The sequence below is a fragment of the Streptomyces sp. NRRL B-3229 genome (genome assembly GCF_000719505.1).
Taxonomy (GTDB): Bacteria; Actinomycetota; Actinomycetes; order Streptomycetales; family Streptomycetaceae; genus Streptomyces; species Streptomyces griseorubiginosus.
In genome coordinates, this window is record NZ_JOGP01000008.1 from 243,440 (window position 1) to 264,761 (window position 21,322).

22 protein-coding genes and 1 pseudogene are annotated in these 21,322 nt (G+C 72.2%); 10 read left to right on the top strand and 13 right to left on the bottom strand.

The features are described from left to right. Nucleotides 1-6 precede the first annotated feature (6 nt). Nucleotides 7-1,617 (top strand): PLP-dependent aminotransferase family protein, encoded by a 1,611-nt coding sequence (locus IF54_RS0115395; protein ID WP_030318748.1) that lies wholly within the window; start codon nucleotides 7-9, stop codon nucleotides 1,615-1,617. A 48-nt stretch (nucleotides 1,618-1,665) separates the two neighbouring features. Here IF54_RS0115395 and IF54_RS0115400 read toward each other — a convergent pair whose 3' ends face one another. Together IF54_RS0115400 and IF54_RS0115405 are read right to left on the bottom strand one after the other, a co-directional pair. Then, a complete protein-coding gene (locus tag IF54_RS0115400; protein ID WP_030318750.1) occupies nucleotides 1,666-1,920 on the bottom strand; it encodes a DUF397 domain-containing protein in 255 nt (84 codons plus the stop codon). After that, nucleotides 1,921-2,781: a helix-turn-helix domain-containing protein gene (locus IF54_RS0115405; protein ID WP_030318752.1), complete on the bottom strand. Its 861-nt coding sequence runs from the start codon at nucleotides 2,779-2,781 to the stop codon at nucleotides 1,921-1,923. A gap of 298 nt (nucleotides 2,782-3,079) precedes the next feature. Here IF54_RS0115405 and IF54_RS0115410 point away from each other — a divergent pair, with 298 nt between their 5' ends. The 3 genes from IF54_RS0115410 (at nucleotide 3,080) to IF54_RS0115420 (ending at nucleotide 6,399) form a co-directional block, all read left to right on the top strand. Then, nucleotides 3,080-3,742 carry an ATP-binding protein gene (locus IF54_RS0115410; RefSeq protein ID WP_234438986.1) on the top strand — a complete coding sequence of 221 codons (663 nt, stop codon included), beginning with the start codon at nucleotides 3,080-3,082 and terminating at the stop codon, nucleotides 3,740-3,742. After that, the gene (locus IF54_RS0115415; protein WP_030318757.1) at nucleotides 3,733-4,179 is read left to right on the top strand and encodes a hypothetical protein; all 447 of its coding nucleotides are present in this window, start codon (nucleotides 3,733-3,735) and stop codon (nucleotides 4,177-4,179) included. The genes IF54_RS0115410 and IF54_RS0115415 overlap by 10 nt, the downstream gene beginning before the upstream one ends. 357 nt (nucleotides 4,180-4,536) lie before the next feature. Further along, a complete protein-coding gene (locus IF54_RS0115420) occupies nucleotides 4,537-6,399 on the top strand; it encodes an ABC transporter ATP-binding protein (protein WP_420790363.1) in 1,863 nt (620 codons plus the stop codon). 2 nt (nucleotides 6,400-6,401) lie between these two features. Here the strand turns inward: IF54_RS0115420 and IF54_RS0115425 are convergent, their stop codons facing one another. The 3 genes from IF54_RS0115425 to IF54_RS0115435 all read right to left on the bottom strand — a co-directional run bounded on the left by IF54_RS0115425 (nucleotide 6,402) and on the right by IF54_RS0115435 (nucleotide 9,082). Beyond that, a complete protein-coding gene (locus tag IF54_RS0115425) occupies nucleotides 6,402-6,587 on the bottom strand; it encodes a hypothetical protein (protein WP_020137566.1) in 186 nt (61 codons plus the stop codon). Nucleotides 6,588-6,756: 169 nt separating this feature from the next. Beyond that, complete coding sequence (locus IF54_RS0115430; RefSeq protein ID WP_030318762.1) at nucleotides 6,757-7,446, bottom strand: DUF899 domain-containing protein; 690 nt, start codon at nucleotides 7,444-7,446, stop codon at nucleotides 6,757-6,759. A 211-nt stretch (nucleotides 7,447-7,657) separates the two neighbouring features. Continuing rightward, nucleotides 7,658-9,082, bottom strand: a complete 1,425-nt coding sequence (locus tag IF54_RS0115435) for an amidohydrolase (protein ID WP_078851982.1) — start codon at nucleotides 9,080-9,082, stop codon at nucleotides 7,658-7,660. Nucleotides 9,083-9,309: 227 nt separating this feature from the next. Between IF54_RS0115435 and IF54_RS0115440 the strand changes: the two genes are divergently transcribed. Continuing rightward, nucleotides 9,310-10,257, top strand: coding sequence for an endonuclease/exonuclease/phosphatase family protein (locus tag IF54_RS0115440; protein WP_030318767.1), 948 nt, complete (start codon nucleotides 9,310-9,312; stop codon nucleotides 10,255-10,257). Nucleotides 10,258-10,299: 42 nt separating this feature from the next. Here the strand turns inward: IF54_RS0115440 and IF54_RS0115445 are convergent, their stop codons facing one another. After that, nucleotides 10,300-12,399, bottom strand: a complete 2,100-nt coding sequence (locus IF54_RS0115445; protein WP_037820026.1) for an FUSC family protein — start codon at nucleotides 12,397-12,399, stop codon at nucleotides 10,300-10,302. A 171-nt stretch (nucleotides 12,400-12,570) separates the two neighbouring features. Continuing rightward, nucleotides 12,571-12,648, bottom strand: a pseudogene (locus IF54_RS43380) (nucleotidyltransferase domain-containing protein); the annotation flags it as partial. A gap of 557 nt (nucleotides 12,649-13,205) precedes the next feature. On the opposite strand from IF54_RS43380, the gene IF54_RS0115455 reads away from it, so the two are divergent. Both IF54_RS0115455 and IF54_RS0115460 read left to right on the top strand, forming a co-directional pair. After that, complete coding sequence (locus tag IF54_RS0115455; RefSeq protein ID WP_030318772.1) at nucleotides 13,206-13,625, top strand: RidA family protein; 420 nt, start codon at nucleotides 13,206-13,208, stop codon at nucleotides 13,623-13,625. Further along, entirely contained in the window at nucleotides 13,622-14,071 is a 450-nt protein-coding gene (locus IF54_RS0115460) for a GNAT family N-acetyltransferase (protein WP_030319119.1), read from the top strand. The genes IF54_RS0115455 and IF54_RS0115460 overlap by 4 nt, the downstream gene beginning before the upstream one ends. A gap of 109 nt (nucleotides 14,072-14,180) precedes the next feature. Here IF54_RS0115460 and IF54_RS0115465 read toward each other — a convergent pair whose 3' ends face one another. Together IF54_RS0115465 and IF54_RS0115470 are read right to left on the bottom strand one after the other, a co-directional pair. After that, nucleotides 14,181-14,903, bottom strand: a complete 723-nt coding sequence (locus IF54_RS0115465; protein ID WP_030318774.1) for an aspartate/glutamate racemase family protein — start codon at nucleotides 14,901-14,903, stop codon at nucleotides 14,181-14,183. A 5-nt stretch (nucleotides 14,904-14,908) separates the two neighbouring features. Continuing rightward, nucleotides 14,909-16,378: an NCS1 family nucleobase:cation symporter-1 gene (locus IF54_RS0115470; RefSeq protein ID WP_030318777.1), complete on the bottom strand. Its 1,470-nt coding sequence runs from the start codon at nucleotides 16,376-16,378 to the stop codon at nucleotides 14,909-14,911. 194 nt (nucleotides 16,379-16,572) lie between these two features. On the opposite strand from IF54_RS0115470, the gene IF54_RS0115475 reads away from it, so the two are divergent. Continuing rightward, entirely contained in the window at nucleotides 16,573-17,241 is a 669-nt protein-coding gene (locus IF54_RS0115475; RefSeq protein WP_030318779.1) for a GntR family transcriptional regulator, read from the top strand. A 66-nt stretch (nucleotides 17,242-17,307) separates the two neighbouring features. Here the strand turns inward: IF54_RS0115475 and IF54_RS0115480 are convergent, their stop codons facing one another. Further along, nucleotides 17,308-18,006 carry a uracil-DNA glycosylase gene (locus tag IF54_RS0115480; RefSeq protein ID WP_030318781.1) on the bottom strand — a complete coding sequence of 233 codons (699 nt, stop codon included), beginning with the start codon at nucleotides 18,004-18,006 and terminating at the stop codon, nucleotides 17,308-17,310. A gap of 65 nt (nucleotides 18,007-18,071) precedes the next feature. On the opposite strand from IF54_RS0115480, the gene IF54_RS0115485 reads away from it, so the two are divergent. After that, the gene (locus IF54_RS0115485) at nucleotides 18,072-18,887 is read left to right on the top strand and encodes a S4 domain-containing protein (protein WP_030318783.1); all 816 of its coding nucleotides are present in this window, start codon (nucleotides 18,072-18,074) and stop codon (nucleotides 18,885-18,887) included. A gap of 67 nt (nucleotides 18,888-18,954) precedes the next feature. On the opposite strand, the gene IF54_RS0115490 is transcribed toward IF54_RS0115485, so the two are convergent. Together IF54_RS0115490 and IF54_RS0115495 are read right to left on the bottom strand one after the other, a co-directional pair. Beyond that, nucleotides 18,955-19,434: a DoxX family protein gene (locus IF54_RS0115490; protein ID WP_030318786.1), complete on the bottom strand. Its 480-nt coding sequence runs from the start codon at nucleotides 19,432-19,434 to the stop codon at nucleotides 18,955-18,957. Nucleotides 19,435-19,536: 102 nt separating this feature from the next. Next, the gene (locus IF54_RS0115495; RefSeq protein ID WP_030318787.1) at nucleotides 19,537-20,436 is read right to left on the bottom strand and encodes an acyltransferase domain-containing protein; all 900 of its coding nucleotides are present in this window, start codon (nucleotides 20,434-20,436) and stop codon (nucleotides 19,537-19,539) included. A 67-nt stretch (nucleotides 20,437-20,503) separates the two neighbouring features. Here IF54_RS0115495 and IF54_RS0115500 point away from each other — a divergent pair, with 67 nt between their 5' ends. Next, nucleotides 20,504-20,779, top strand: coding sequence for a DUF6343 family protein (locus IF54_RS0115500; protein WP_030318791.1), 276 nt, complete (start codon nucleotides 20,504-20,506; stop codon nucleotides 20,777-20,779). 145 nt (nucleotides 20,780-20,924) lie between these two features. Here the strand turns inward: IF54_RS0115500 and IF54_RS0115505 are convergent, their stop codons facing one another. Further along, nucleotides 20,925-21,305 (bottom strand): tetratricopeptide repeat protein, encoded by a 381-nt coding sequence (locus tag IF54_RS0115505; protein WP_020137550.1) that lies wholly within the window; start codon nucleotides 21,303-21,305, stop codon nucleotides 20,925-20,927. Nucleotides 21,306-21,322 lie beyond the last annotated feature (17 nt).

Sequence of the window (21,322 nt, forward strand, 5' to 3'; positions counted from 1 at the left end):
ACTTCCATGGCAGAATCATGGGTCAATTCCGGGGAGCGGACAGGCGGCACCGACCTGCATCTGGAACTCTCCGGTCCGGGGAGCAAGCGGGCCGCGCTGGCCCGGGCGCTGCGGGACGCCGTCCGCAGCGGCAGGCTCGCCCCCGGCACCCGGCTGCCGCCGTACCGCTCGCTCGCCGCCGACCTGGGCGTCGCCCGCAACACGGTCGCCGACGCCTACGCCGAACTCGTCGCCGAGGGCTGGCTCACCGCCCGCCAGGGCTCCGGGACCCGGGTCGCCGAACAGACCCGGCCGCCCCACACCGCCGTACGCCCGAAGAGGCCCACGGCGAACGCGACCCGAGTTCCGGTCCGACAGCCATCTCCACGCCCACATCCAAGCCCACGCCCACGCCCGGCCGCGCGAGTCCACGACCTCCGCCAAGGCACCCCCGACGTCTCCGCCTTCCCCCGAGCCGCCTGGCTCGCCTCCTACCGCCGGGCCCTCCAGCAGGCGCCCAACGAGGTCTTCGGGCCCGGTGACCCGGCCGGGCGCCCCGAGCTGAGGGAGGCCCTCGCCGAATACCTCGCACGCGCGCGTGGCGTACGGACCGAGCCGGACCGGATCGTCGTCTGCTCCGGCTTCGCACACGCCCTGCGGCTGCTGTTCGGGGGAGGCGCAGGCCTCGAGAAGGGCAGAGGCTCAGGCAGGCAGGTCCTGCGCGGTCCCCTCGCCGTGGAGGCATACGGACTGCCCTTCCACCGCGAGCTGCTCGCCGCCGAGGGCGTGCGCACCGTGCCGCTCCCGATCGACGAACACGGCGCCCGGGTCGACCGGCTCACGCGCGAGCGCGCGGTCCTGCTCACACCCGCGCACCAGTTCCCCACCGGCGGCCCGCTGCACCCCGAGCGGCGGGCGGCGGTGGTCGACTGGGCACGCGCGCGGGGCGGGGTGGTCCTGGAGGACGACTACGACGGGGAGTTCCGCTACGACCGCAGGCCCGTCGGCGCCCTCCAGAGCCTCGACCCCGAGCGGGTGATCCTCATCGGCTCGGTCAGCAAGAGCCTGTCGCCCGCGGTGCGGCTGGGATGGATGGTGCTGCCCGAGCGGTACGTCGGTGACGTGCTCGCGGCCAAGGGCGAACGGGAGGCCTGGGCGAGCGTCCTCGACCAGCTGGCCCTCGCCGAGCTCATCGTCTCCGGGTCCTACGACCGTCATGTGCGGCGGATGCGGCAGCGGTACCGTGCCCGCCGGGACCGGCTCGTCGCCGCCCTGGCCGAACGCGCGCCGCACATCGAGGTCAGCGGGGTCGCGGCGGGCCTGCACGCGGTGCTGCGACTGCCGCCCGGCACTGAGCGGTCCGCCGTGAAGGCCGCGACCTGGCAGGGCGTCGCGCTGGACGGACTCGCGGAGTTCCGCCACCCCGACGCGACGGACGGGCCGGACGGGCCCGGCGGACCGGACGCGGGCATGCCGGCCCGCGACGGCCTGGTCGTGGGATACGCGACCCCTTCCGAGCACGCGTACGCGGCGGCCCTGGAGGCACTGTGCGGAGCACTTCCGCCGGCAGACGCCCAGGTGCCGCCACAGCACCCCAACCCGTCAGTGATTACCGAGCAATTGAACAAGAGAGCATGAGCAAAAGAACATGCAGCAATGGAGCAACGGAACAAGTGAACAACGACGTCAGGAGAGCAGGAAGTCGGCCTCCCCCGCCTTGGCCCCCTCGATGAAGGCGGTCATCTCGTCGGTGGTGTAGATCAGCGCGGGTCCGTCCGGGTCGGTGGACTGGCGGACGGCGATCCGGCCGTCGGCGAGCTTCATCGCCTCCAGGCAGTTGCCGCCGTTGCCGCCGCTCCACGGCTTGTGCCAGCCCTCGCTCCCCAGCTCCCTTGCGGGCATGCCGTTGTAGACGGAGTGACGCGGCGTGATGCGGTTCATTCACAACTCCTTGCGGAGGTCCCGGAGGAACTCCTTCGTGCGATGTGCTGTAGCGGCCTGCGCCGCCATGCGGTCCATGACCTCGAGGTGGGTCGCCACCTCCACGCGCGCGTCGAGATAGACCGCGCCGGTCAGGTACTCGCTGTAGACCATGTCCGGAAGTTCGGGCACGGCGAATCGGAAGAGCACGAAGGGCCCGTACGTCCCGGGGTGCGGCCCGTTGGCGAACGGGGCGACCTGGAGCGTCACGTTGGGCAGCTTCGTTGCCTCGATCAGTTTGTCGATCTGGGCACGCATCACCTCCGGGCCGCCGACGGGGCGGCGCAGCACGGTCTCGTCCATGACGACCCACAGCCGGGGCGCGTCCGGACGGGTGAGCAGTCCTTGACGTTCCATGCGCAGGGCGACATGGCGCTCGATGTCCTCGGGGCTGGTCTGTCCGATGGCACCGGAGCGCAGCACGCCACGCGCGTAGTCCTCGGTCTGGAGCAGACCGGGCACGAAGTGCGGCTCGTACTCGCGGATGAGGGCGGCCGCGCCCTCCAGGCTGACGTGCATCGAGAACCAGCCGGGCAGCACGTCGTGAAAGCGCTGCCACCAGCCGGGGCGGTTGGCGTCCTCGGCGAGCTGGACGAAGTCCTCGGCCTCCTGGTCGGAGACGCCGTAGGCCTTCAGCAGCAGCTGGAGGTAGGGGATCTTGAGGCCGACCTCGGCCATCTCCATCCGGCGGACGGTGGCGGGGGCGACCCGGAGGATACGGGCGGCCTCCTCGCGCTTGAGCCCGGCGCGTTCCCGCAGGTCCAGCAGGCGCCGGCCGAGGACGACCTGGCCGACCGTCGGCGCGGACCGCGGTTCGCTCACGCTCCACCTCCACGAAGTCCCGTATCGAAGTCGACCGAAGTCGACCGGTTCACCTGAAGTCGACTGAAGCCGAGCCGTCTGCATGCTGACAGCCCAGCGGCGCCATTCGAAGACCTAATCGAAAATCTGTACGGATACAACCATCGGCACGAATACCGATGCGTACGGATCTCCGGTGATCCCAACTGGCGCCGCTCAAGATGCTGTTGCGAGCAGTGTGCCATGGCCTCCCACCACGTCACATAGCACTCTGCATTTTTCAGAGTGACACTTGCCAAGTGTTCACGACGGGGCGATAGTGGCAAGCGTGATTCCGTCCCCGCCCTTAGGAACAAACGCTGCCGAAGGCCGCCCCCAGGGTCTCGGAGCCGCCGGGAGAGCGGGGCCCGACAGGGCTGCCGCCCGGCGCCGGTTCCGTTTCGAGCTGGCCGCGCACCCGGGCTCCCCGGCGCAGGCCAGACGCCTGACGAGGGCCAGACTGACCCACTGGTCGGTCTGCGAGGACATCTGCGACTCGGCGGCCCTGGTGGTCTCCGAACTCGTCACCAACGCCATCGTGCACACCGCGAGCAGCCGTGTGGTCTGCGAGCTGCACGACAACGACGACCTGGTGCGGATAGCCGTACGCGACGAGGGCTGTGCGCCGGGTGAACCCCGCCCGTCGCCGCAGCGCGGCGAAGAGGAGCACGGGAGGGGACTGCTCCTGGTCGACTCCCTCTGCCACGCGTGGGGCGCCCATGAGCACGGCCCCGGGCTGCTGGTCTGGGCGGAGCTGCCGCGCAAGGCGGACCAGCCCCGTGCGGACACCGGCCCGCGCAACGACCTGGGCTGGGGTGCCCGGCCCAAGCCGGTCCCCTCCGGGGGCTCCGGCCAGGGGGACGAGGCCGAGGAGCATCACCGGGCCGAGCCCGAGGGACACGCGCGCGATCACGGCACAGGGGGCCTGGGCGCATGGGCGTGAGCAGCGGGTCCGGCGGCCCGGTGCTGACTCTGGACTCGCTGGTCCGCCTTCGCCGCGGGCTGCGGGCGCCCGGCACCCCGTTCCGGCTCGCCGTGCCGCAGGGCATGACGGTGCCGCTGGGCTGCGACGCGGTGGGGATGCCGGCCCTGCTGGGGCAGCAGCTGGTGCCCCGGCTGCCGCGGGTCGGGTGCGTGTACGCCGATGACACGCACTGGTGGTGGCTCGTGCCCGCCGACTCCGACTACGCCCTCGACTGGCCCGCGCCCGCCCACTACGCCACCGGGGCGATTGTTCCGGACGCCCCGGTGGTGCCGTCTCTCGTGCATCGGCCCGAGGGGACGCTGCCCTACACGCCGCCGATACCGTTGTACCTGGCGTTGTGCCGCCTGACGGGGACGACGCCGAGCTGGTCCCGGCCGGTGAGCTCCGCGGGTTGACTCCGTCGGCCGGGCCGCCTTTCGGGTGCGACTGAGCAGTCTTTCGGGTTCTTTCGAGTGCGGCTGAGTGGGGGTGGTCGCGCCCACGCGGCGGAGCCGCAGACGACACCACCCCGCGTCCCTTCAGGTGGGTGTGCGCCCCGCGTGCCAGTGGGTGTGCGCCCCGCGTGCCAGTGGGTGTGCGCCCCGCGTGTTTGCCCCTTGACCTTCTGCGCCCTGCCCCAGCCCCGCCCGCCCCGCCATAGTTGCCCCGTCCACGATCGGGGGAGGTCTGTGGTGGGAAAACGGCGTGGCTCCGGGCAACCCGGTGTCTCCGAGTCCGAGCGGCTGCTGTTCGGCGGGCCGCTGCGGTACGACATGGGGTGGAACTCGCACTCCGACGCGTTCCTTGAGCTGGGGTTCCGGTCCATGGCCGTCCGGTTGCCGGTGCTGCTGTCGGCGAGTCTCCGGCTGGCCTGGCAGGCCGACCGGCAGGCCGCGCGGACCGTGCTGGCAGCCGAGGTGGGCCGCGGTCTGGCCCAGGCCGTGAGTCTGCTGGCCGTCAACAGTGTGCTGGGCCGGCTGATCGGCGGGGGCTCGCTGGAGGACCGGCTGCGGGGGGCCGTGCCCGCCCTGGTCATCATGGGTGCCGTGATGCTGGTGGGGGCACTGCTGCGGGCCGCGTCCACGTACGCCACCGGGCGGCTCGAACCCAAGGTCGAGCGGGTGGCGACCGAGCGGTATCTGGAGCGGGCGGCGGCCGTGGAACTGGCCGCGATCGAGGACCACGCCTTCCACAAGCTGCTGGACACCGCGCAGTACGGCGCGAGCTCGGCCCGCCGGATGATCCCGAGCGCCACCCGGGTGATCAACGCGGCGATCTCGATGATCGCGGCGGCGGGCGTCCTGACCGTGCTGCATCCGGCGCTGCTGCCGCTGCTGGTCACGATGACGATCCCGAGCGCGTGGAGCGCGCTGACCATCGCGCGCAGGCGGTACGAGTGGTACCACGCCTGGGTGCAGCACGTACGGGCGAGCCGGCTGCTCGGCGCCCTGCTGATCGAGCCCGAGGCGGCGCCGGAGATCCGGGTGCACGGGGTGGGCCCGTTCCTGCTGCGGCACTTCCGGTCGATGGCGGAGACGGCGGAGGCGGAGCAGGCCCGGCTGGCCCGGCTAGCGGCCCGCACCGGACTGATCGCGGCGTCCTGGACGGGCCTCGCCACCGCGGCCACGTACGCGACGCTGGGCGGGCTGCTGCTGGCGGGCGCCATGGCCCTGTCCGTGGCCGGTACGGCGGTGATCGCGATCCGCACCGGCTCGCAGAGCCTGGAGACGCTGGTCATGGAGGTGAACTCGCTGCACGAGGACGCGCTGTTCGTCGGCGATCTCCAGCGGCTGTACCGGGAGGCGGCCGAGCGGGCGATCCCGGCGGGCGGGGTCGCGCTGCCGGACGACCCGCGCGAGATCCGCTTCGAGAACGTCTCCTTCACCTACCCGGGTGACGCGACCCGCCCCGCCCTCGACGACGTGACGCTCACCCTGCCGCTCGGCAAGATCGTCGCGCTGGTCGGCGAGAACGGCTCGGGCAAGACCACGCTGGTCAAACTGCTGGCCGGCCTGTACGCCCCCGACCGGGGCCGGATCCTGTGGGACGACGTGGACGCGGCGCGGGCGGACCGGCGGCTGCTCGCCGAGCGGGTCGCGATGGTCGCCCAGGACTTCAAGCGGTGGCCGTTCACCGCCCGCGTCAACGTGGCCGTGGGCCGCTCCTCGGTGCCGCTCACCGACGAGCGGGTGGCCGGCGCGGTCGCGGAGGCAGGGGCCGGGGACGTGCTCGATGATCTGCCGCGCGGCCTGGACACCCTGCTGGCCCGCAACTTCAGCGGTGGGCACGAGCTGTCCGGCGGACAGTGGCAGCGGCTCGGGATCGCCCGGGCCGCCTACCGCAGCGGCCACATCCTGATCGTGGACGAGCCGACGGCCGCTCTGGACGCACGCGCCGAGCTGGAGGTCTTCGAGAAGATCCGCGCTCTGGCAGGCACCGGTCAGACGGTCGTCCTGATCACCCACCGGCTGGCGTCCGTGCGCCACGCGGATCTGGTGCACGTACTGGAGCAGGGCCGGGTGGTGGAGTCGGGCACGCCCGACGAGCTTCTGGCTTCCGGTGGTGTCTACGCGGAGCTGTACTCGCTCCAGGCCGAGCAGTTCAGGGCAAAGGTGCCCGCCGAGGAGGCGGGCTGACCTCATGCGACGGCGTCGGCCGCCCCTCCACTGCGGACGATCACCAGGAACATGTCGGACGCGAGGTCCATGACGACCTCGGCCGGCTGTCCCTCGAGACGCCTCGCCTGCGCGAACTCCTCCGCGGGCCACGATCCTCGCGGCCCACCGGCGGGAAAGCGTTCGAGCACTGTTCGCCCGTTCACCATCCTGCACCTCCAGAAAGCGTGGCGCTCACCCGTGGAGCGCTTGTAGGAGTTAACGCCTTCCGGAGCCGGATCGCCTCGTTGCGTTGCCGTACTGAGACGTAGCTGACACGCGTTCAGCGCGAAGTGTGAGAGTTCGGTTACTCAGCGGTCACTTTTGCTACTTTCCGTGTCAGAAGTCGTACTCGTCGTGATACCTGATGCGCACAGAGCCGGCAGGTGCTCCGAGAGCGGAAGCCCGGCCCGCGGGTTCCTCCCATTCCTCCTGCCGTCCGAGTGCGGTGAGGTCGAGGAGGCTGGTGGTCGAGCCGAGCCCGTCGAGACCGCGTTCATAGGTCGAGTAGGTGTGGAAGACCCGGTCCCCGTCCCTGAGGAAGCAGCTGATCCCGGGCCGCTCGGTCTGCTCCCCGCCGGTCTCCTGGGTGACCTCGAAGTCGTGGTTGAAGCGGCCGCCGTACGACGAGTACCAGGGCACGGTCCAGCCCATCCGCGCCTTGAACGGCAGGATCTTCGGGTACGGCGCCCTCGACACGGCGGCGAACGTCGTCCCCCGTGCCGTCAGATGGGCGAGATGCCCGATCTGGTCCAGGAAGGCGGCGCAGCTGCGGCACCCGGCGTCCCATCCGGGAGCGAACATGAAGTGGTGGACGACCAGCTGGTGGCGTCCCTCGAAGAGGTCGAGCAGGGTGGCCTTGCCGTCGCCGCCCTCGAAGACGTACTCCTCCTCGATCTCGACCATGGGCAGCCGGCGCCGCTCGGCGTTGAGCGCGTCCCTCGCGCGCGTGGCCGCCTTCTCCCTGACCAGCAACTCCGCGCGGGCAGCGCGCCATTCCTCTCGCGAGGCGATCTCCGGAAGCGCCATGGGGTCCCTCCTGTGCGACGGTCCGTCGGGAGTGGTGACCGAGGGGACGAACGGAACTCATCGCCGCCACGGGAAATCTCTCGCGGGAAATCCCCTCGGCACGGCAGGCCCGACAGGTACAGCAGGTACAGCAGGTACAGCAGGTACGTCAGGCCCGACAGGCCCGACAGGCCCGACAGGCTCGGCCGGCCCGGCACCTCGCATCCGGGTCTCAGGTGTCGTACTCCTGGATCCGCCTGCCGTGGCTCCGGTCCAGCAGCGCGGGCATCCGCTCCGCCAACTCCCCCACGACGGCGGCCACATCGACGGTCAGCAGCACACGGTCCCGCATCAGGACGCGGCCGTCGACGATCGTGGTGCGGACGTCGGAGGAGCGGGCGCTGTGGACGAGGGTGGCGGCGAGGTCGTGGACGGGCTGGGTGTGCGGGCCGGTGAGGTCGACCAGGACGATGTCGGCACGCCGGCCGGGCGCGATGCGGCCGACGACGTCACCGAGTCCGACCGCGCGGGCACTCTGGAGGCTTGCGTGGTGCAGCGCTTGCCGGGCTGTCAGCCAGCGGGGATCTCCGGTCGTCGACTTCTGGACGAGCGCGGTGAGCGCCATCGAGTCCCACACGTCGAGGGAGTTGTTCGAGGCGGCGCCGTCCGTGGCCAGTCCGACGGGGATGCCGATGTCGTGCAGGGCGCGCACGGGCGTGGTGGTGGGCCAGGCGAACTTGAGGTAGCCGCGCGGTGCGGTGGCGACGGCCGTACGACCGGCGGCACGTGACAGGAGCGGCAGGTCGCGGTCGAGGATGCCGGTGCCGTGGGCGATCAGGACGTCCGTGTCGAGGATCCCGGTGCGGTGGAGCACCTCGACGGGGGTGACGCCGTGCCGGGCGAGGCTCGTCTCGGCCTGGTCGCGGTTCTCGGAGGCGTGGAGGTGGACGGGGAGTCCGTGCGCGTGGGCGAGCGACGCGGTCGCGGCGAGGTCGGCGTCGTCGACGGTGTAGGGGGCGTGCGGGGCGAGGGCCGTCGTGATGCGGCCACCGGCCCCGCCGCGGTGCCGCAGGGCGAACTCCAGTGACCGCTCCCGCCCTTGGGGGCCCTGCGAGGAGAAGTATGCCTCCCCGAGGTGCGCCCGCATTCCGCACGCGTCGACGACCGCTGCGACGGCGTCCATCGAGAAGTAGTGGTCGGCGAAGCAGGTGACACCGCCCCGGATCATCTCCGCACAGGCCAGCCACGCCCCCAACTCCACGTCCTTCTCCGTGAGGTTGGACTCGACCGGCCAGACGACGTCGTTGAACCACTCCTCGGTCGGCAGGTCCTCGGCGGCCCCGCGCAGGGTGACCATGGGCGCGTGGGTGTGGCAGTTGACGAGCCCGGGCATCGCGACCTGGCCCCGGGCGTCGATCCGCTCGGCGGCGGGCAGCTCCCGTACGGCGTCGGCACTCGTCACCGACACCACGGCCCCGTCCCGCACGACGATCGCGGCGTCCTCCTCGAACCCGATCCGCTCTTGATCGTCGTGCACGAGGACGGTGCATCCGGTGATGATGAGATCAGCGGGTGCACCGGCGGTCGAGCCGGCGGCGGAAGGGTCGGGAGAACCGGCGGCGGAACCGTCGGGAGAGCCGGCGCGAGAGTCGGTCATCACGCCAACGTACGGCGTGATGGGCGCGGTGCGTGAGCCGGACCGCGCATCCCGTCAGGGCTCTGTCGCGGCCCGTGCGGACGGGGCACGCTGGCCTCACGGCAGGGCCTGACCGGACGGCCCGACGACGACACCTTTCACGGCAGGGCCTGGCCGGACGGCCTGACGCCCCGGACGGCCTGACGACGACACCTTTCATGCAAACCGGCTTCTGAAGGGAGCCCGGCATGCTTCTCGGCACCTGGAACCTGGAGAACCTGTACCGTCCCGGCAGCCCCTTCGGCCCCCGGGACAAGGCGGCCTACGACGCGAAGCTCGCCGCCCTCGCCGCCACCGTCACCGGCCTCGATCCGACGCTGCTGGCGGTGCAGGAGGTCGGCGAGCCGGAGGCCCTGCAAAACCTGGTCGACCTGCTCGGCAGCGGCTGGACCGTCGCGACCTCCCGGCACCCGGACGGCCGGGGCATCCGGGTCGGCGTGATCTCCCGTAACCCCTTCGAGGTGCTGGCCGACACCACCGTGTTCCCGCCGAAGCTGCGGCCGGTCCAGGCCGACGACGAGGGCGCGACGGTGGCGGGGTCGGGCCGCGGTTTCCTGGCGGTGGAGATGGAGACGGACCGCGGGCCGCTGCGGGTGGCGGTGGCCCACCTCAAGTCGAAGCTGCTGTCGTACCCGGGCGGCCGCTTCCAGCCGCGCGACGAGGGCGAGCGGGCCCGCTTCGGGGCGTACGCCCTGTACCGCCGGGCGGCGGAGGCGACGGCCCTCAGGGCGCTGGCCGACGAGCTGCTGGACGGCGACGGACGCGAGCGGAACGTGATGGTGCTCGGTGACCTGAACGACGAGGTGCAGGCCGCGACCACCCAGATCCTGCTCGGCCCGCCCGGCTCCGAGATCGGCACCTCCGGATACAAGATGCCCGACAAGGGCGACGCGGGCCGCCTGTGGGACACCGCCCCGCTGATCCCCGCCGAGGAGCGCTACTCCCGCGTCAACGCCGGCCGCCGTGAGCTGATCGACCACATCCTGTGCGACCACCACCTGATACACCGGGTCCGGAAGGCGGGCACGGGCCTGCCGCACGAGGGTGCGATGCGGCTGCCGTCGGTCGGCGCGGATCCGGCGGCGCGGCGGGACGCGACGGCGTCCGACCACGCGCCGGTGTGGGTGCGCCTGTGAGGCGGTGCGGTCGCGACGGAGCACCGTGGGGTGGGTGAACTCCTAACCGGCGAGCGGGAGTTCGGAGCGCCGCAGACCCACCAGCCCGTGCCCCTCGTCAAGCCGCCCGAGTTCGTCGAGGAGTTCGGTGAGCCGGTCCAGGTCACCGGCGGTGAGCCGTCCGGAGTCGTCGAGGTGGACGGCGCACGCGGTGGTCGTGTCGACGAGCCGTTCGAGCACGGCGGCGATCTCCTCGGCACCCTCCGAGTGCCTTGCGAGCGCGGGGAGTTCGGCGGCGGCGAGGGCGATGGCGGTACGGGCCTCGGCGAGCGCGCGATAGGCCTCACGACGGAGGGTCCAGCGCAGGGGGCGGGGGTCGTCGTCGGCGGTGCCTTCGATGCGGGCGTCCCGTACGGCAGTGCCGTCGACATGGGTGTCCCGTCCGGCGGTGCCTTCATCACGGGCGTCCCGTGCGGCGGTGCCTTCACCACGGGCGTCCCGTACGGCGGTGCCTTCGATGCGGGCGTCCCATGCGGCGGGCAAGGAGCGGTCGAGCACAGGCCGAACGCGACGCTCGCCCTGCGGCAGGACAGGGCGCTCGGCGCCCCGCGCGACGGCCCCCTCGGCCTCCCGCAGGACATGCGCGAGGTAGGCCTCGGCCGCTCCGCCCGCCGCCGCCAGCCGGGCCCGCACTCCCCCGCCGCGCTGCCCCGGCATCGGCAGGTGGCCCACGATCAGCACGATCGCGCAAGCGAGCAGGGTCTCGGTGATCCGGCCGGCGGAGGCCTGCGGTTCGCCGCCGACCATCACGAGCGCCAGGACGAGCACCGTGACGACGGCGGTCTGCGCGGCGAAGTGCCGGGTGGCCACCGGGATGAGCGCCCCGCTGACCGCGACGAGCGCGACGAGCCCCCCGGGCCGCGGCAGCACGAGCGCGAACCCCGCGAAGACCAGGGCTCCGAGGACGGTTCCGGCGGCCCGGCACAGCACCCGGGAGGCGAGCGGGCCGAGGTCGGGCTTGACGAGGAAGACGGTGGTGGCGGGCAGCCAGTACCAGTGCGCGTGCTCCCCGTACCAGCGGGAGTGGTGCAGGGCCTGGGCGACAGCGACGCTGGCCCCGAAGCAGAGGGCGACCCGCAGCCCGTACTCCCGCCCGCCGGAACCGAGGACGGACCGCAGCACGCCCCGGGCGGTGCGCCTACGGGTGTGCAGATCGCCGCCGCGCCCCCGGTCGAACGCCTCGGCGGCCCGCAGCAGCGCGTCGTCGAGCGCCCGCAGCGCGGGGGCCGACCGGGTGGGCGCGGGCAACGGTCCGGTGTGCGTGTTCTCCCGTACGGCGACGGCGAGCCTCCGGGGTCCGGCGCAGGCCCGCTCCGGCACCGCCTCCCCGGCCCAGGCGAGCGCGGTGGCGGCCTCGGCGAGGGGCAGCGCGGCGGCGTACTGCGCGTGCAGCCGCCGCTCGGCGGAGGAGCTGGCGTACCGCCGCAGCCGGGGGCCGGTGAGGGCGTCCTGGGCGTGGTCGAGGGCGGCGGTGAGGGCGACGCGCCGGTCGCCGGCCCGCTCGGTGCCGACGGCGTCGAGGAGTTCGGCGACTGCGTCGTAGACGGTGGCCACGGCATCCCGTTCCCCGTCGAACCGGAAGTCCCCGGCCAGCGCGCCGGGAGTGGGCAGCGCGAGCCGCAGCCCGAGCAGCCAGCAGGCCCCGCCGAGATAGGCGAGGGCCCGCAGCCACCCTTCCTCCGGCAACGGCATGCCCGCCCCGATCGCCGACGTGACGAGCAGCTGGGTCCCGGCCCCGGAGGCGACGGGCCCGACGGCACTGACAGCGCCGGCGACCAGTCCGGCGAGGGTGAGCAGAGCGGTGAGGGCGACGGCCCCCATGTGGTCCCCCGCATAGGTACCGAGGGCCATCCCGGCCGCCCCGGCGAGGGCCGGCATCCCGATCCGCTTCACGGACGCCCGCCGGCTCCCTGGCCGGTCGTTGATCCCTGCCAGCATGGCGGCGATGGCGGCGACGACACCGAGCGAGGTGCGGTCGGCGAGCACCCCGGCCAACAGCAGCGGCCCCGCGGACAGGGCCCCCCGCACCACGGCGCTCCAGGGGATCGGTCCCCGCTGGGCGCGGAGAGCGTGGGCGAGCCAGGGCGGTGGGGCGAGTGACACGGGGCTCCTGTCGTCTGGGCGAGGCGGGGTGTGCCTTCGGGCGACGGTGGCCGGGCGCTGAGCGGTGTGCTCCACGGTAAAGCGCGTCCTTGGAGGCTACGGGACGCTTGTGTTACCCGCGTGTGACGATGCATGCACAAGCCACGTTCTTTATGAACGCAACACGGTCTCCACGATCAGGTATTTGGGGATCCCCGCGAGGCGGATGAGCAACGGCTCCACCCGGAAGCGGCCCTCCTTCGCCTGCGCCGTCCTCGGACACCTCGCTCTGCCGGCCGACCGCGCGCAGATCGCGGTCGGCGTTCCACGGATTTCGGGCTGCCGGGAAGGCCGTTGTCAGTGGTGCGCGTTATCAATGATGTCGTCACTCAGTGTCACGACGACGGGGGATCAGCGATGACGACGAACGAGCGGGACCGAGACCGGGACCGGGACCAACGAGACCAGGACCCGCGGGCGCGGCGCACGCATCTGTCCGCCGCGGGGCTGCGGGCCCGGGGCTGGACGGCGGGGATGATCCGCCGGCTGCTCGGCGAGCCCGATGTGCGGCGGGCCAACCCGTACCTCCGTACGGCCCCGCCGACCCGCCTCTACAGCGTCGAGCGAGTCGAGGCGGTGGAGCGGAGCGAGGAGTTCAGGGCCGCTTCGGCGGTCGCCGTTCGGAGATCCGGCGCGGTAAGGGAAGCGGCGCTGCGGAGGCGGCGGGCGGTGGACCGGCTTCGGTCGGGACCGGAAATTCAGGTGCGGTCGCCTCCCCCCGCCCCCGATGATCGAAAGGTTGCCCGCCGTTCGTCACAGGAGCCCCCGTGATCCAGCGCGTCACCGCCCCGGCCCTCTTCCCGCCGCCCACGTACTCGCACGCCTCCGTCGTCGAAGCCGGCACGAAGCTCGCGTTTCTCGCCGGGTCCGTGCCGCTGGACGGCCAGGGGAATCTCGTCGGCGAGGGGGATCCCGCACGGCAGGCCGAGCAGGTGATCGCGAATCTCCGGGAGCAACTGCGTTCCGTCGGGAGCGACTTGGAGCATGTGCTGGCCACCGACGTGTACGTGGTGAGCAGCGAGCCCGCGGTGCTGTCCACCGTGTGGGAGGTCGTCGAGGCGTCCGGACTGAGCGCCGGTCCGCACTCGTCGACGCTGATCGGGGTCGCCTGCCTCGGGTACACCGGCCAGCTGGTGGAGATCACTGCCACGGCGGTCGTCCCGGACCCGGAGAAGGAGACGCGGTGAGCGGGGTCGTCATCCGCCGGGCCACCGCCGCCGATGCCTCGGCCACGGCCGACGTCTATCTGCGCTCCTTCGGTGCCGCGTTGCCGACGGTCGTCCGGCCCCGGTCCGACGACGAGGTGCGCGCGTACATACGGGACGTGGTGGTTCCCGCGCGCGAGACGTGGGTGGCCGACGCGGAGGGGCGGGTCGTGGGGCTCATGGTCCTCGCCGAGGGCCTGCTGTCCCAGCTGTATCTCGACCCGGACTGGCGGGGCCGCGGCATCGGCGACCGGTTCGTCGCGCTCGCCAAGGAGCGGTCTCCGCAGGGCCTGAGCCTGTGGACCTTCCAGGTCAACAAGCCCGCCCATCGTTTCTACGAACGCCACGGCTTCGTCGAGGCCGAACGCACCGACGGCAGCGGCAACGAGGAGCGGGAGCCGGATGTGCGGTACGTCTGGCGGCCCTGACGGTCATCCACGGGACGGTCCGGTCACCCCAGGCGGGGTCATCGCCGTCACGGTCCTGTCTCCCCCGGCCCGGTCCGGTCACCCCCGCCGAAATCACCGCACGGCAGGGTCACCCCACGGCCGGCGGCCCCCACACGCGCCGCTTCTGCACCGGCCGCGCGTACCCTCCCGCCCGGCTGGTGCTGAGCCCAAGGCCTACCAGCGACTCCGCCAGCTTCACCGCCGCCCCCACCCCGTCGACGACGGGAAGCCCGAGCTTCTCCCCCACCGCCCGCTGCAACCCGGTCATCCCGGCGCACCCCAGCACCAGGACCTCCGCGCCCGCCTCCCGCACCCGCTCGGCGGCCGCGAGGAAGGCGGCCTCGGTGCGTTCCGCGTCCCCCAGGTCGAGCACCCCGAGGCCGGTCCCGACGACGGCGGCGCAGTTGCGGCCCACCCCCGCCAGCTCCAGGCTGTCCTCGATCTGCCCGCAGGAGCGCTCCAGCGTGGTCACCACGCCGTAGCGGCGGCCGAGCAGACAGGCCAGATGGGCGGCGGCCTCGGTGATGTCGACGACCGGCACGTCCACCAGCTCCCGGACGCCCTCACGTCCGTGCTCACCGAAGCCGGCCATGACGACGGCGTCGTAGGAAGGACCTTCGTAGGTGCGCAGCAGGTCGATGACCGCGGCCGCGGAGAGATAGCTGTCGAGCCAGCCCTCCGCGGACTCGGGCCCCCACCGCGGGGTGAGCCCGAGCACGGTGGTGCCCGGGCCCGCCGCGGCCCGGGCACCTCGTACGATCTCCTCGGTCATCTCCTGCGTGGTGTTGCAGTTGGTGACGACGATCCGCACGTTTATCAGACCTCCACGGCCTCGGGGACCGCAGGAGCGGCTCGCTCGGTGCGGCACAGCAGTGCGTACAGGCCGGCCGCGAGAGCCGTACCGATGAACCAGGAGTACGGGGCCACGTCGCTGAAGGTCTTCACCAGGGCGAGGACACCGGCGACGCCGGCCGCGGGCAGGAACGCCCACAGGGCCTTGGGGTTGACGCCCTTGCGGTAGTAGTAGCGGGACCCGGGCTCGGCCTTGAACAGCTCGTCGACGTCGACGCGGCCCTTCTTGACCCAGTAGTAGTCGAGCATGATCACGCCGAACAGCGGGCCGAGGAAGGCCCCGAGGCCGCCGAGGAAGTAGTTGACGACCGTGGGGTTGGAGAAGAGGTTCCACGGGGTCACGACGAGGGCGGCGACCGTGCTGATCATGCCGCCGACCTTGAAGGTGATCTTCTGCGGCCAGACGTTGGCGAGGTCGTACGCCGGTGAGACGAAGTTGGCGACGATGTTGACGCCCATGGTGGCGACGGCGAAGGTGAGCGCGCCCAGCACCATCACCCAGGTGTTGCCGACCTTGGCGACCAGTTCGGCCGGGTCGGTGATGGCCTGGCCCCAGACCTCCAGCGAGCCCGCGGTGACGATCACGGAGACGACCACGAAGGCCGTGGAGTTGATGGGCAGGCCCCAGAAGTTGCCGCGGCGGACGGTCCTGTAGTCCGGCGCGAAGCGGGAGAAGTCGCAGAAGTTGAGCATCAGGGTGCCGTAGGTGGCGAGGATCAGGCCGATCGCGCCGAACCACTGCCGCCACTGCTCGCCGACCGACACCGGGTGCGGGGTGGTGGTGAGCGAGATGCTCCAGCCGGCCTTGGCCAGGACCCAGATCGCGAGGGCGATCATGACCAGCCAGATCGCCGGGCCGCAGAAGTCCTGGAACTTGCGGACCGACTCCATGCCCTGGCTGATGATGAGCGCCTGGATGAGCCAGAGGGAGACGAAGGAGACCCAGCCGAGCGCGTCGAGGCCGAGGAAGGAGCTGTGGGTCCAGGACTCCAGTCCCGGCCAGGCGGCCAGCAGCATCACGTTGACCGCGACGGAGGCCAGGTAGGTCTGGATGCCGTACCACATGATGGCGATCACGGCGCGGATGAGGGCCGGGATGTTGGCGCCCCAGACACCGAAGCTGATGCGGCTGACCACGGGGAACGGCACGCCGTGGCGCTGCCCGATCTTCCCCATCCAGTTCATGCCGACGTAGATGAGCACGAAGCCGACGAGCAGGGACGTGAAGACCTGCCAGACGTTCATGCCGAGGACCAGCAGACCGGCGGCGAAGGTGTAGTTGCCCAGGTTGTGGACGTCGGACATCCACATGGCGAAGAGGTCGAAGACCTTCCAGTTGCGCTTGCCCGCGGGCGCGAGGTCTTCGTTGGTGAGCCGGGGATCGGGGACGAACGCTGGTGCGCCGGTGGCTTCGGCGCTGTCGGCGAGGGACACGGGGCCTCCAAGGACGGGGGACAGGAGGATGGCGGCCGCCTGGCATCCAGTTTTGGTATACCAAACTGCCGACATGGTCCCTCCGTCAAGAGTTCCGACCGATGTCGCGTTCGTTAAGGCTCCGTAAAACAGGACGGCTCCCTAACACGGCTCCGGCGGTCAACGACGGCACCTGTGTCGGCGAAGATGGCTCCATGAGCTCCACGACGAACACCGAGCCCCTCGGCGCCGTCCGCGAACGTGTCCTGGCCACCCTGCGGCAGGAGATCATCGCGGGCGGACTGCGCCCGGGCGACCGACTGGTGGAGCGGGAGCTCGCCGACCGCTTCGGGGTCTCCCGGGTGCCGGTCCGCGAGGCGATCCGCGCCCTGGTCGCCGAGGGCTTCGTCCACTTCGAGACCCCGCGCCGCACGGTCGTACGGCGACTGACCCCGAACGACGTCAGGGAGCTCTTCGAGCTGCGCGAGGCACTGGAGGTCTGCGCCGCCGGTCTGGCCGCGGCCCGGGCGACCCCCGAGGACCTCGCCGAGGTCGAGCGGCTCCTGGACCTGGCGGCGACCGCGACCGCGGCAGGGGACGCCGAGACCATCACCGACATCAACAGCCGGCTGCACGACAGCATCGTGGCCATGGCCCGCAACAGCCTGCTGGTGGAGGCGCTGGAGCCGGTCGCCGGGCGACTGCGCTGGATGACCCGCAGGAACGAGGAGTGGCCTCAACTCCTCGTCGAACACCGCGAGTTGTACGAGGCCATCGCCTCGGGCAACCCCGACCGGGCCCGCGCGCACGCCCTCGCGCACGTACGCACCAACTACGAGTCGACGGTACGGCAGTTGTTCGGGGAGTCCGCAGGGACGGACTGAACCGGACGCCGCCCGCTCTTCAAGGGGTACGGCTGCGCGGTCTTCACGGGTACAGCCGCGCGGTCTTCAAGGAGTACGGCTCCGCAGTCCCGCCGCCTGGGCCGCCGTGCCCAGCACATCCCTCAGCATCTCGGGGGTGAGCTTGCCGGTGAAGGTGTTGCGCTGGCTGACGTGGAAGCAGCCGAAGAGTTCGAGGCCGTCGAGCGGGACGCGGGCCCCGTGTCCGAAGACGGGCCTCGGCCTGGGCACGCTCCAGCCGGCCGCCGTGAACGCGGGCAGCGCCGCCTGCCAGCCGAAGGCGCCGAGCACGACGACGGACCGCAGCGTCGGCCGCAGCAGGTTCAGCTCCTGGACCAGCCAGGGCCGGCAGGTGTCGCGCTCCCCGGGGGTCGGCTTGTTGGCGGGCGGGGCGCAGTGCACCGGCGAGGTGACCCGCACGCCGTGCAGCTCCAGACCGTCGTCGGCGGTCACGGCAGTCGGCTGCGAGGCCAGCCCGATGTCGTACAGCGCCTGGTACAACACGTCCCCGGACCGGTCACCGGTGAACATCCGCCCGGTGCGGTTCCCGCCGTGCGCGGCCGGAGCGAGCCCGACGATCAGCATCCGCGCGTCCGCGGGCCCGAACCCGGGCACCGGCCGCCCCCAGTACGTCCAGTCGGCAAAGGCGGCCCGCTTGGTCCGGGCCACGTCCTCCCGCCATTCGACCAGCCGGGGACAGGCCCGGCAGTCCGCGATCCGGCGGTCGAGCTCGGCAAGGGCGTCCACCACTCCACCGTACGGGCAGGAAAAGCCCGCCGGGGTTCCCGGTCCCGGGTACTAAGGTCGGAGCCATGGCTGTGGAACGTACGGACGACGACGAGACCGGGGAGACCGGGGCCGTGGCTCCGAAGGCCGTGCCCCCCGAGGCACCGGACCCGAAGGTCGCCGCCGCCGTCGCCGCCGCGGAGGCGGCCGGGCCCCAGCACGGCGAGACCGTGCGCACCGACAGCTGGATCTGGTCCGTACGGCTGGTCAAGACCCGTTCCGCGGGAGCCACCGCCTGTCGGGGCGGGCATGTGCATGTGAACGGTGAGCGCGTGAAGCCCGCCCACTCGCTGCGCGTCGGCGACGAGGTGCGGGTCCGGCAGGAGGGCCGGGAACGGATCGTGGTCGTCAAGCGGCTCATCCGCAAGCGGGTCGGCGCCCCCGTGGCCGTCCAGTGCTACGTCGACAACTCTCCCCCGCCACCGCCCCGCGAGGCCTTCGCCCCGGCCGGTCTGCGCGACCGCGGCGCGGGCCGCCCCACCAAGCGTGACCGCCGGGAACTGGAACGGCTGCGCGGTCTCGCGGAGGGCGACCGCCGCGGCCGCTTCGCCGGACCGGGCGGCCGGAGCGGGGCCAACGCCCTTTCCGGCCCCGATGCCCTTGCCGGCCCCGACGCCCCTGTCGGCCCCGACGCCCCTGTCGGCTCCCAAGATCCGGGCGGCTTCGACGACCGGGGCGGGACGGACCGGACCGGCAAGCCTGACCGAGCCGGCAGACCTGACCGAGCCGGCAGACCTGACCGAGCCGGCAGACCTGACCGGGCCGGCAGGCCCGACAGGTCGGCCAGGGCACGTCGTTCGGACAAGGGCGGTGGCTCGAACAGGTCAGGGCGCCCGGACTGACCCGGACGCCCTGCTCCCCTGACCGGTCCGCGGCGACCACAGCGACCGCGGCGAGGCCTGCTGCTGCTCACACCGCCCTTCGTCGCGGGATCCGCAGCAGCCCCAGCAGGTCCGCGGTGTGCCGGCGGCGGGCCCAGGCGATCAGGGCGAGCGGGATCATCAGGATGAGCGGGGTCGCCGCGTTCTCTCCGTCGAAGTAGGTGAGCTGGACGACGAACGCGCCGACCATCAGCCCGCTCAGCGCCACGGCTGCCACCGACTGGAGGACCGGGATCAACAGGGCGATCCCACCGGCCAGTTCGAGCGCGCCGATGGTGTACATGCCCGCGCTCCCCCAGCCCATCCGGTCGAAGCTCTCGACGGCCGCGGGGAGCGCGATCAGCTTGGGCAGCGCGCTCGCGACGACGTAGAACAGGGCGAGCACGACCTGGAGGACGCGCAGAGCGATCCGGGCCCGGCGGCCGCGGGCGGTCGGGGACTCGGCGATGACACGGGAGCCTTCGACGGAGGAAGCGGCGGCGGTGACGGGGGCGGTGGTCTCGGACATCGGGGTCTCCTGGGAGAAGCGGGGAAGCGGTCCGTGGTGCTGTCGGAGAGGTAGACCAGCACCCGGACGGAAATTCATCGCCCCTGCACAGCCGGCTTTCCGCTACAGGGGAAACCAGCCGTGTCCGATGTACCAGTGCCCTCCGGACCGCAGATGATCGCCGATCGCCCGCTCCAGGACCGTCCGCCGGGGCAGGCTCTCCACCGCGAGCTCCGGGTCCCCGAACACGAACTGCACCGGCTCGGTGTCCTCCGGCTCCGCGTCCTCGGGGGCCAGCCGGAACCGTTCCTGGAACCGGACGATGTTGCAGTCGGCGGGCAGGTAGCGCTTCAACTGCGGGTCGAGCAGCCAGGAATGGCACAGCGCGGCCCGGTGCGGCTCGTCCGGGAAGTGGCGGCCGAAGAACTCCCCGGCGAGCGCGAGCGAGCGGTCGCAGGAGCGGGGTGACAGGGGACCGAGGAACTCCGGGATGTGCAGGCTCAGACAGGGCGTTCCGGCGGGGATGTCCAGCCCGGCCTCCCCGAGCGTCCGCCGGTTCCACGGCCCGTACTCGGTCCGCTCGAACTGGAGCCGCCCCAGCTGGTACAGCTCGCCGCGGAAGTGCCGGGTCAGCCACCGGGGCGACTGCACGCCCGGCCTGCCGTACCGCCTGCGGTGCACGGCCATGTTCCGCCCGAGGTCGGCGAGGGTGCGCCGGGAGACGTCGGCCGGGATGCCGCGCGAGCGGTGGTAGGCGCGCGTGTGGGGCAGCGCGGCCACGAACACGTAGACGGGGAAGCAGCGTTGGAGGGCACCGGCCGGCCAGTCCAGGTCGGGCAGGGTGACCGGTTCGCCGAGCTTGCCCATGTCCCGGACGAGTTCGTCGACGGAGTGTTCCAGGAACCGCCGCAGCTCCGGGTCGTCCACGACCCGTCGGCCGATCCGCACGAGCTCGCCCACGTCCTCATGGGCCACGGCGAGTTCCACCAGCACCTCGGCCAGTTCGTCGGCATCCGGAAGCACGCGGTGACCTCCTGCTCGGCCCTTTGCTCTACGTCCGTTCCGAAGAGTACGTTGCAAAGGAGGAGCGATGATCCCGATGCGTACGGGCAGTGAGCCGACGACAGCACGCAGTGCGCTGCGGGCGAGGTTCTGGCTGACCGTGTGGGGGCTGGTCTGGACGATCGCCGGCGCGGTCGCGTTCGCGCTGGCGGGGCGTCCCGGATGGGCCGTCGCCTGCGGTGCCCTGTGGCTGGTGATCACCGTCGATCTCACCCTGATCCTCCGGCACATCCGCCAGGGCCCGCACTACCAGCCGGGCCCCGACATCCCGCCGTACCGGCCGCCGGAGAACCGGCCCAGATAGGCGCCGCCATAGAGCCGCTGGAGACCGGCCCAGGCAGGCCCTGCCAGAGAGCCGCCGGAGAACCGGCCCAGGCAGGCCCTGCCAGAGAGCCGCCGGAGAACCGGCCCAGGTAGGCCCTGCCGAAGACCTGGGCCCGGGCAGGCCCTCAGGACTCGAAGCGCGCCGCCTTCAGGAACTCCGGGTTCGGGTCGAGCGCGGCGGCCAGCCGGAAGTGCCGCCTGGCCTGGTCCGGCCGCCCCTGTCGCTCGTAGGTGCGCGCGAGCGCGAAGTGGGCGAAGGCGTTGTCCGGCTCGCGCTCCAGGACGATGGTGAACTCCAGCTCGGCGGGGCGCAGTTGCGCGGCGGCGAAGAAGGCGCGCGCACGCAGCAGCCGGGCCGCCGTGTTCTCCGGGTGGGCGGCGATGACGGAGTCGAGCAGCTTCACCGCGCCTCGGGGGTCCCGCGCGGAGAGCAACTGCTCCGCGGCGCGGAAGTCGATGACATGCGTCTCCGGAGTACGTCCGGTCGAACCGCTGGTCTCGGGCACGGCACAGTCCTTCCCTC

Bases quoted from the DNA above. Each gene is read 5' to 3' on its own strand.
- IF54_RS0115395 (WP_030318748.1), top strand. From the start codon at position 7: ATGGCAGAATCATGGGTCAATTCCGGGGAGCGGACAGGCGGCACCGAC.
- IF54_RS0115400 (WP_030318750.1), bottom strand. From the start codon at position 1,920: ATGAACCGCATCACGCCGCGTCACTCCGTCTACAACGGCATGCCCGCA.
- IF54_RS0115415 (WP_030318757.1), top strand. From the start codon at position 3,733: ATGGGCGTGAGCAGCGGGTCCGGCGGCCCGGTGCTGACTCTGGACTCG.
- IF54_RS0115420 (WP_420790363.1), top strand. From the start codon at position 4,537: ATGGGGTGGAACTCGCACTCCGACGCGTTCCTTGAGCTGGGGTTCCGG.
- IF54_RS0115425 (WP_020137566.1), bottom strand. From the start codon at position 6,587: ATGGTGAACGGGCGAACAGTGCTCGAACGCTTTCCCGCCGGTGGGCCG.
- IF54_RS0115430 (WP_030318762.1), bottom strand. From the start codon at position 7,446: ATGGCGCTTCCGGAGATCGCCTCGCGAGAGGAATGGCGCGCTGCCCGC.
- IF54_RS0115435 (WP_078851982.1), bottom strand. From the start codon at position 9,082: ATGACCGACTCTCGCGCCGGCTCTCCCGACGGTTCCGCCGCCGGTTCT.
- IF54_RS0115440 (WP_030318767.1), top strand. From the start codon at position 9,310: ATGCTTCTCGGCACCTGGAACCTGGAGAACCTGTACCGTCCCGGCAGC.
- IF54_RS0115475 (WP_030318779.1), top strand. From the start codon at position 16,573: ATGAGCTCCACGACGAACACCGAGCCCCTCGGCGCCGTCCGCGAACGT.
- IF54_RS0115485 (WP_030318783.1), top strand. From the start codon at position 18,072: ATGGCTGTGGAACGTACGGACGACGACGAGACCGGGGAGACCGGGGCC.
- IF54_RS0115490 (WP_030318786.1), bottom strand. From the start codon at position 19,434: ATGTCCGAGACCACCGCCCCCGTCACCGCCGCCGCTTCCTCCGTCGAA.
- IF54_RS0115500 (WP_030318791.1), top strand. From the start codon at position 20,504: ATGATCCCGATGCGTACGGGCAGTGAGCCGACGACAGCACGCAGTGCG.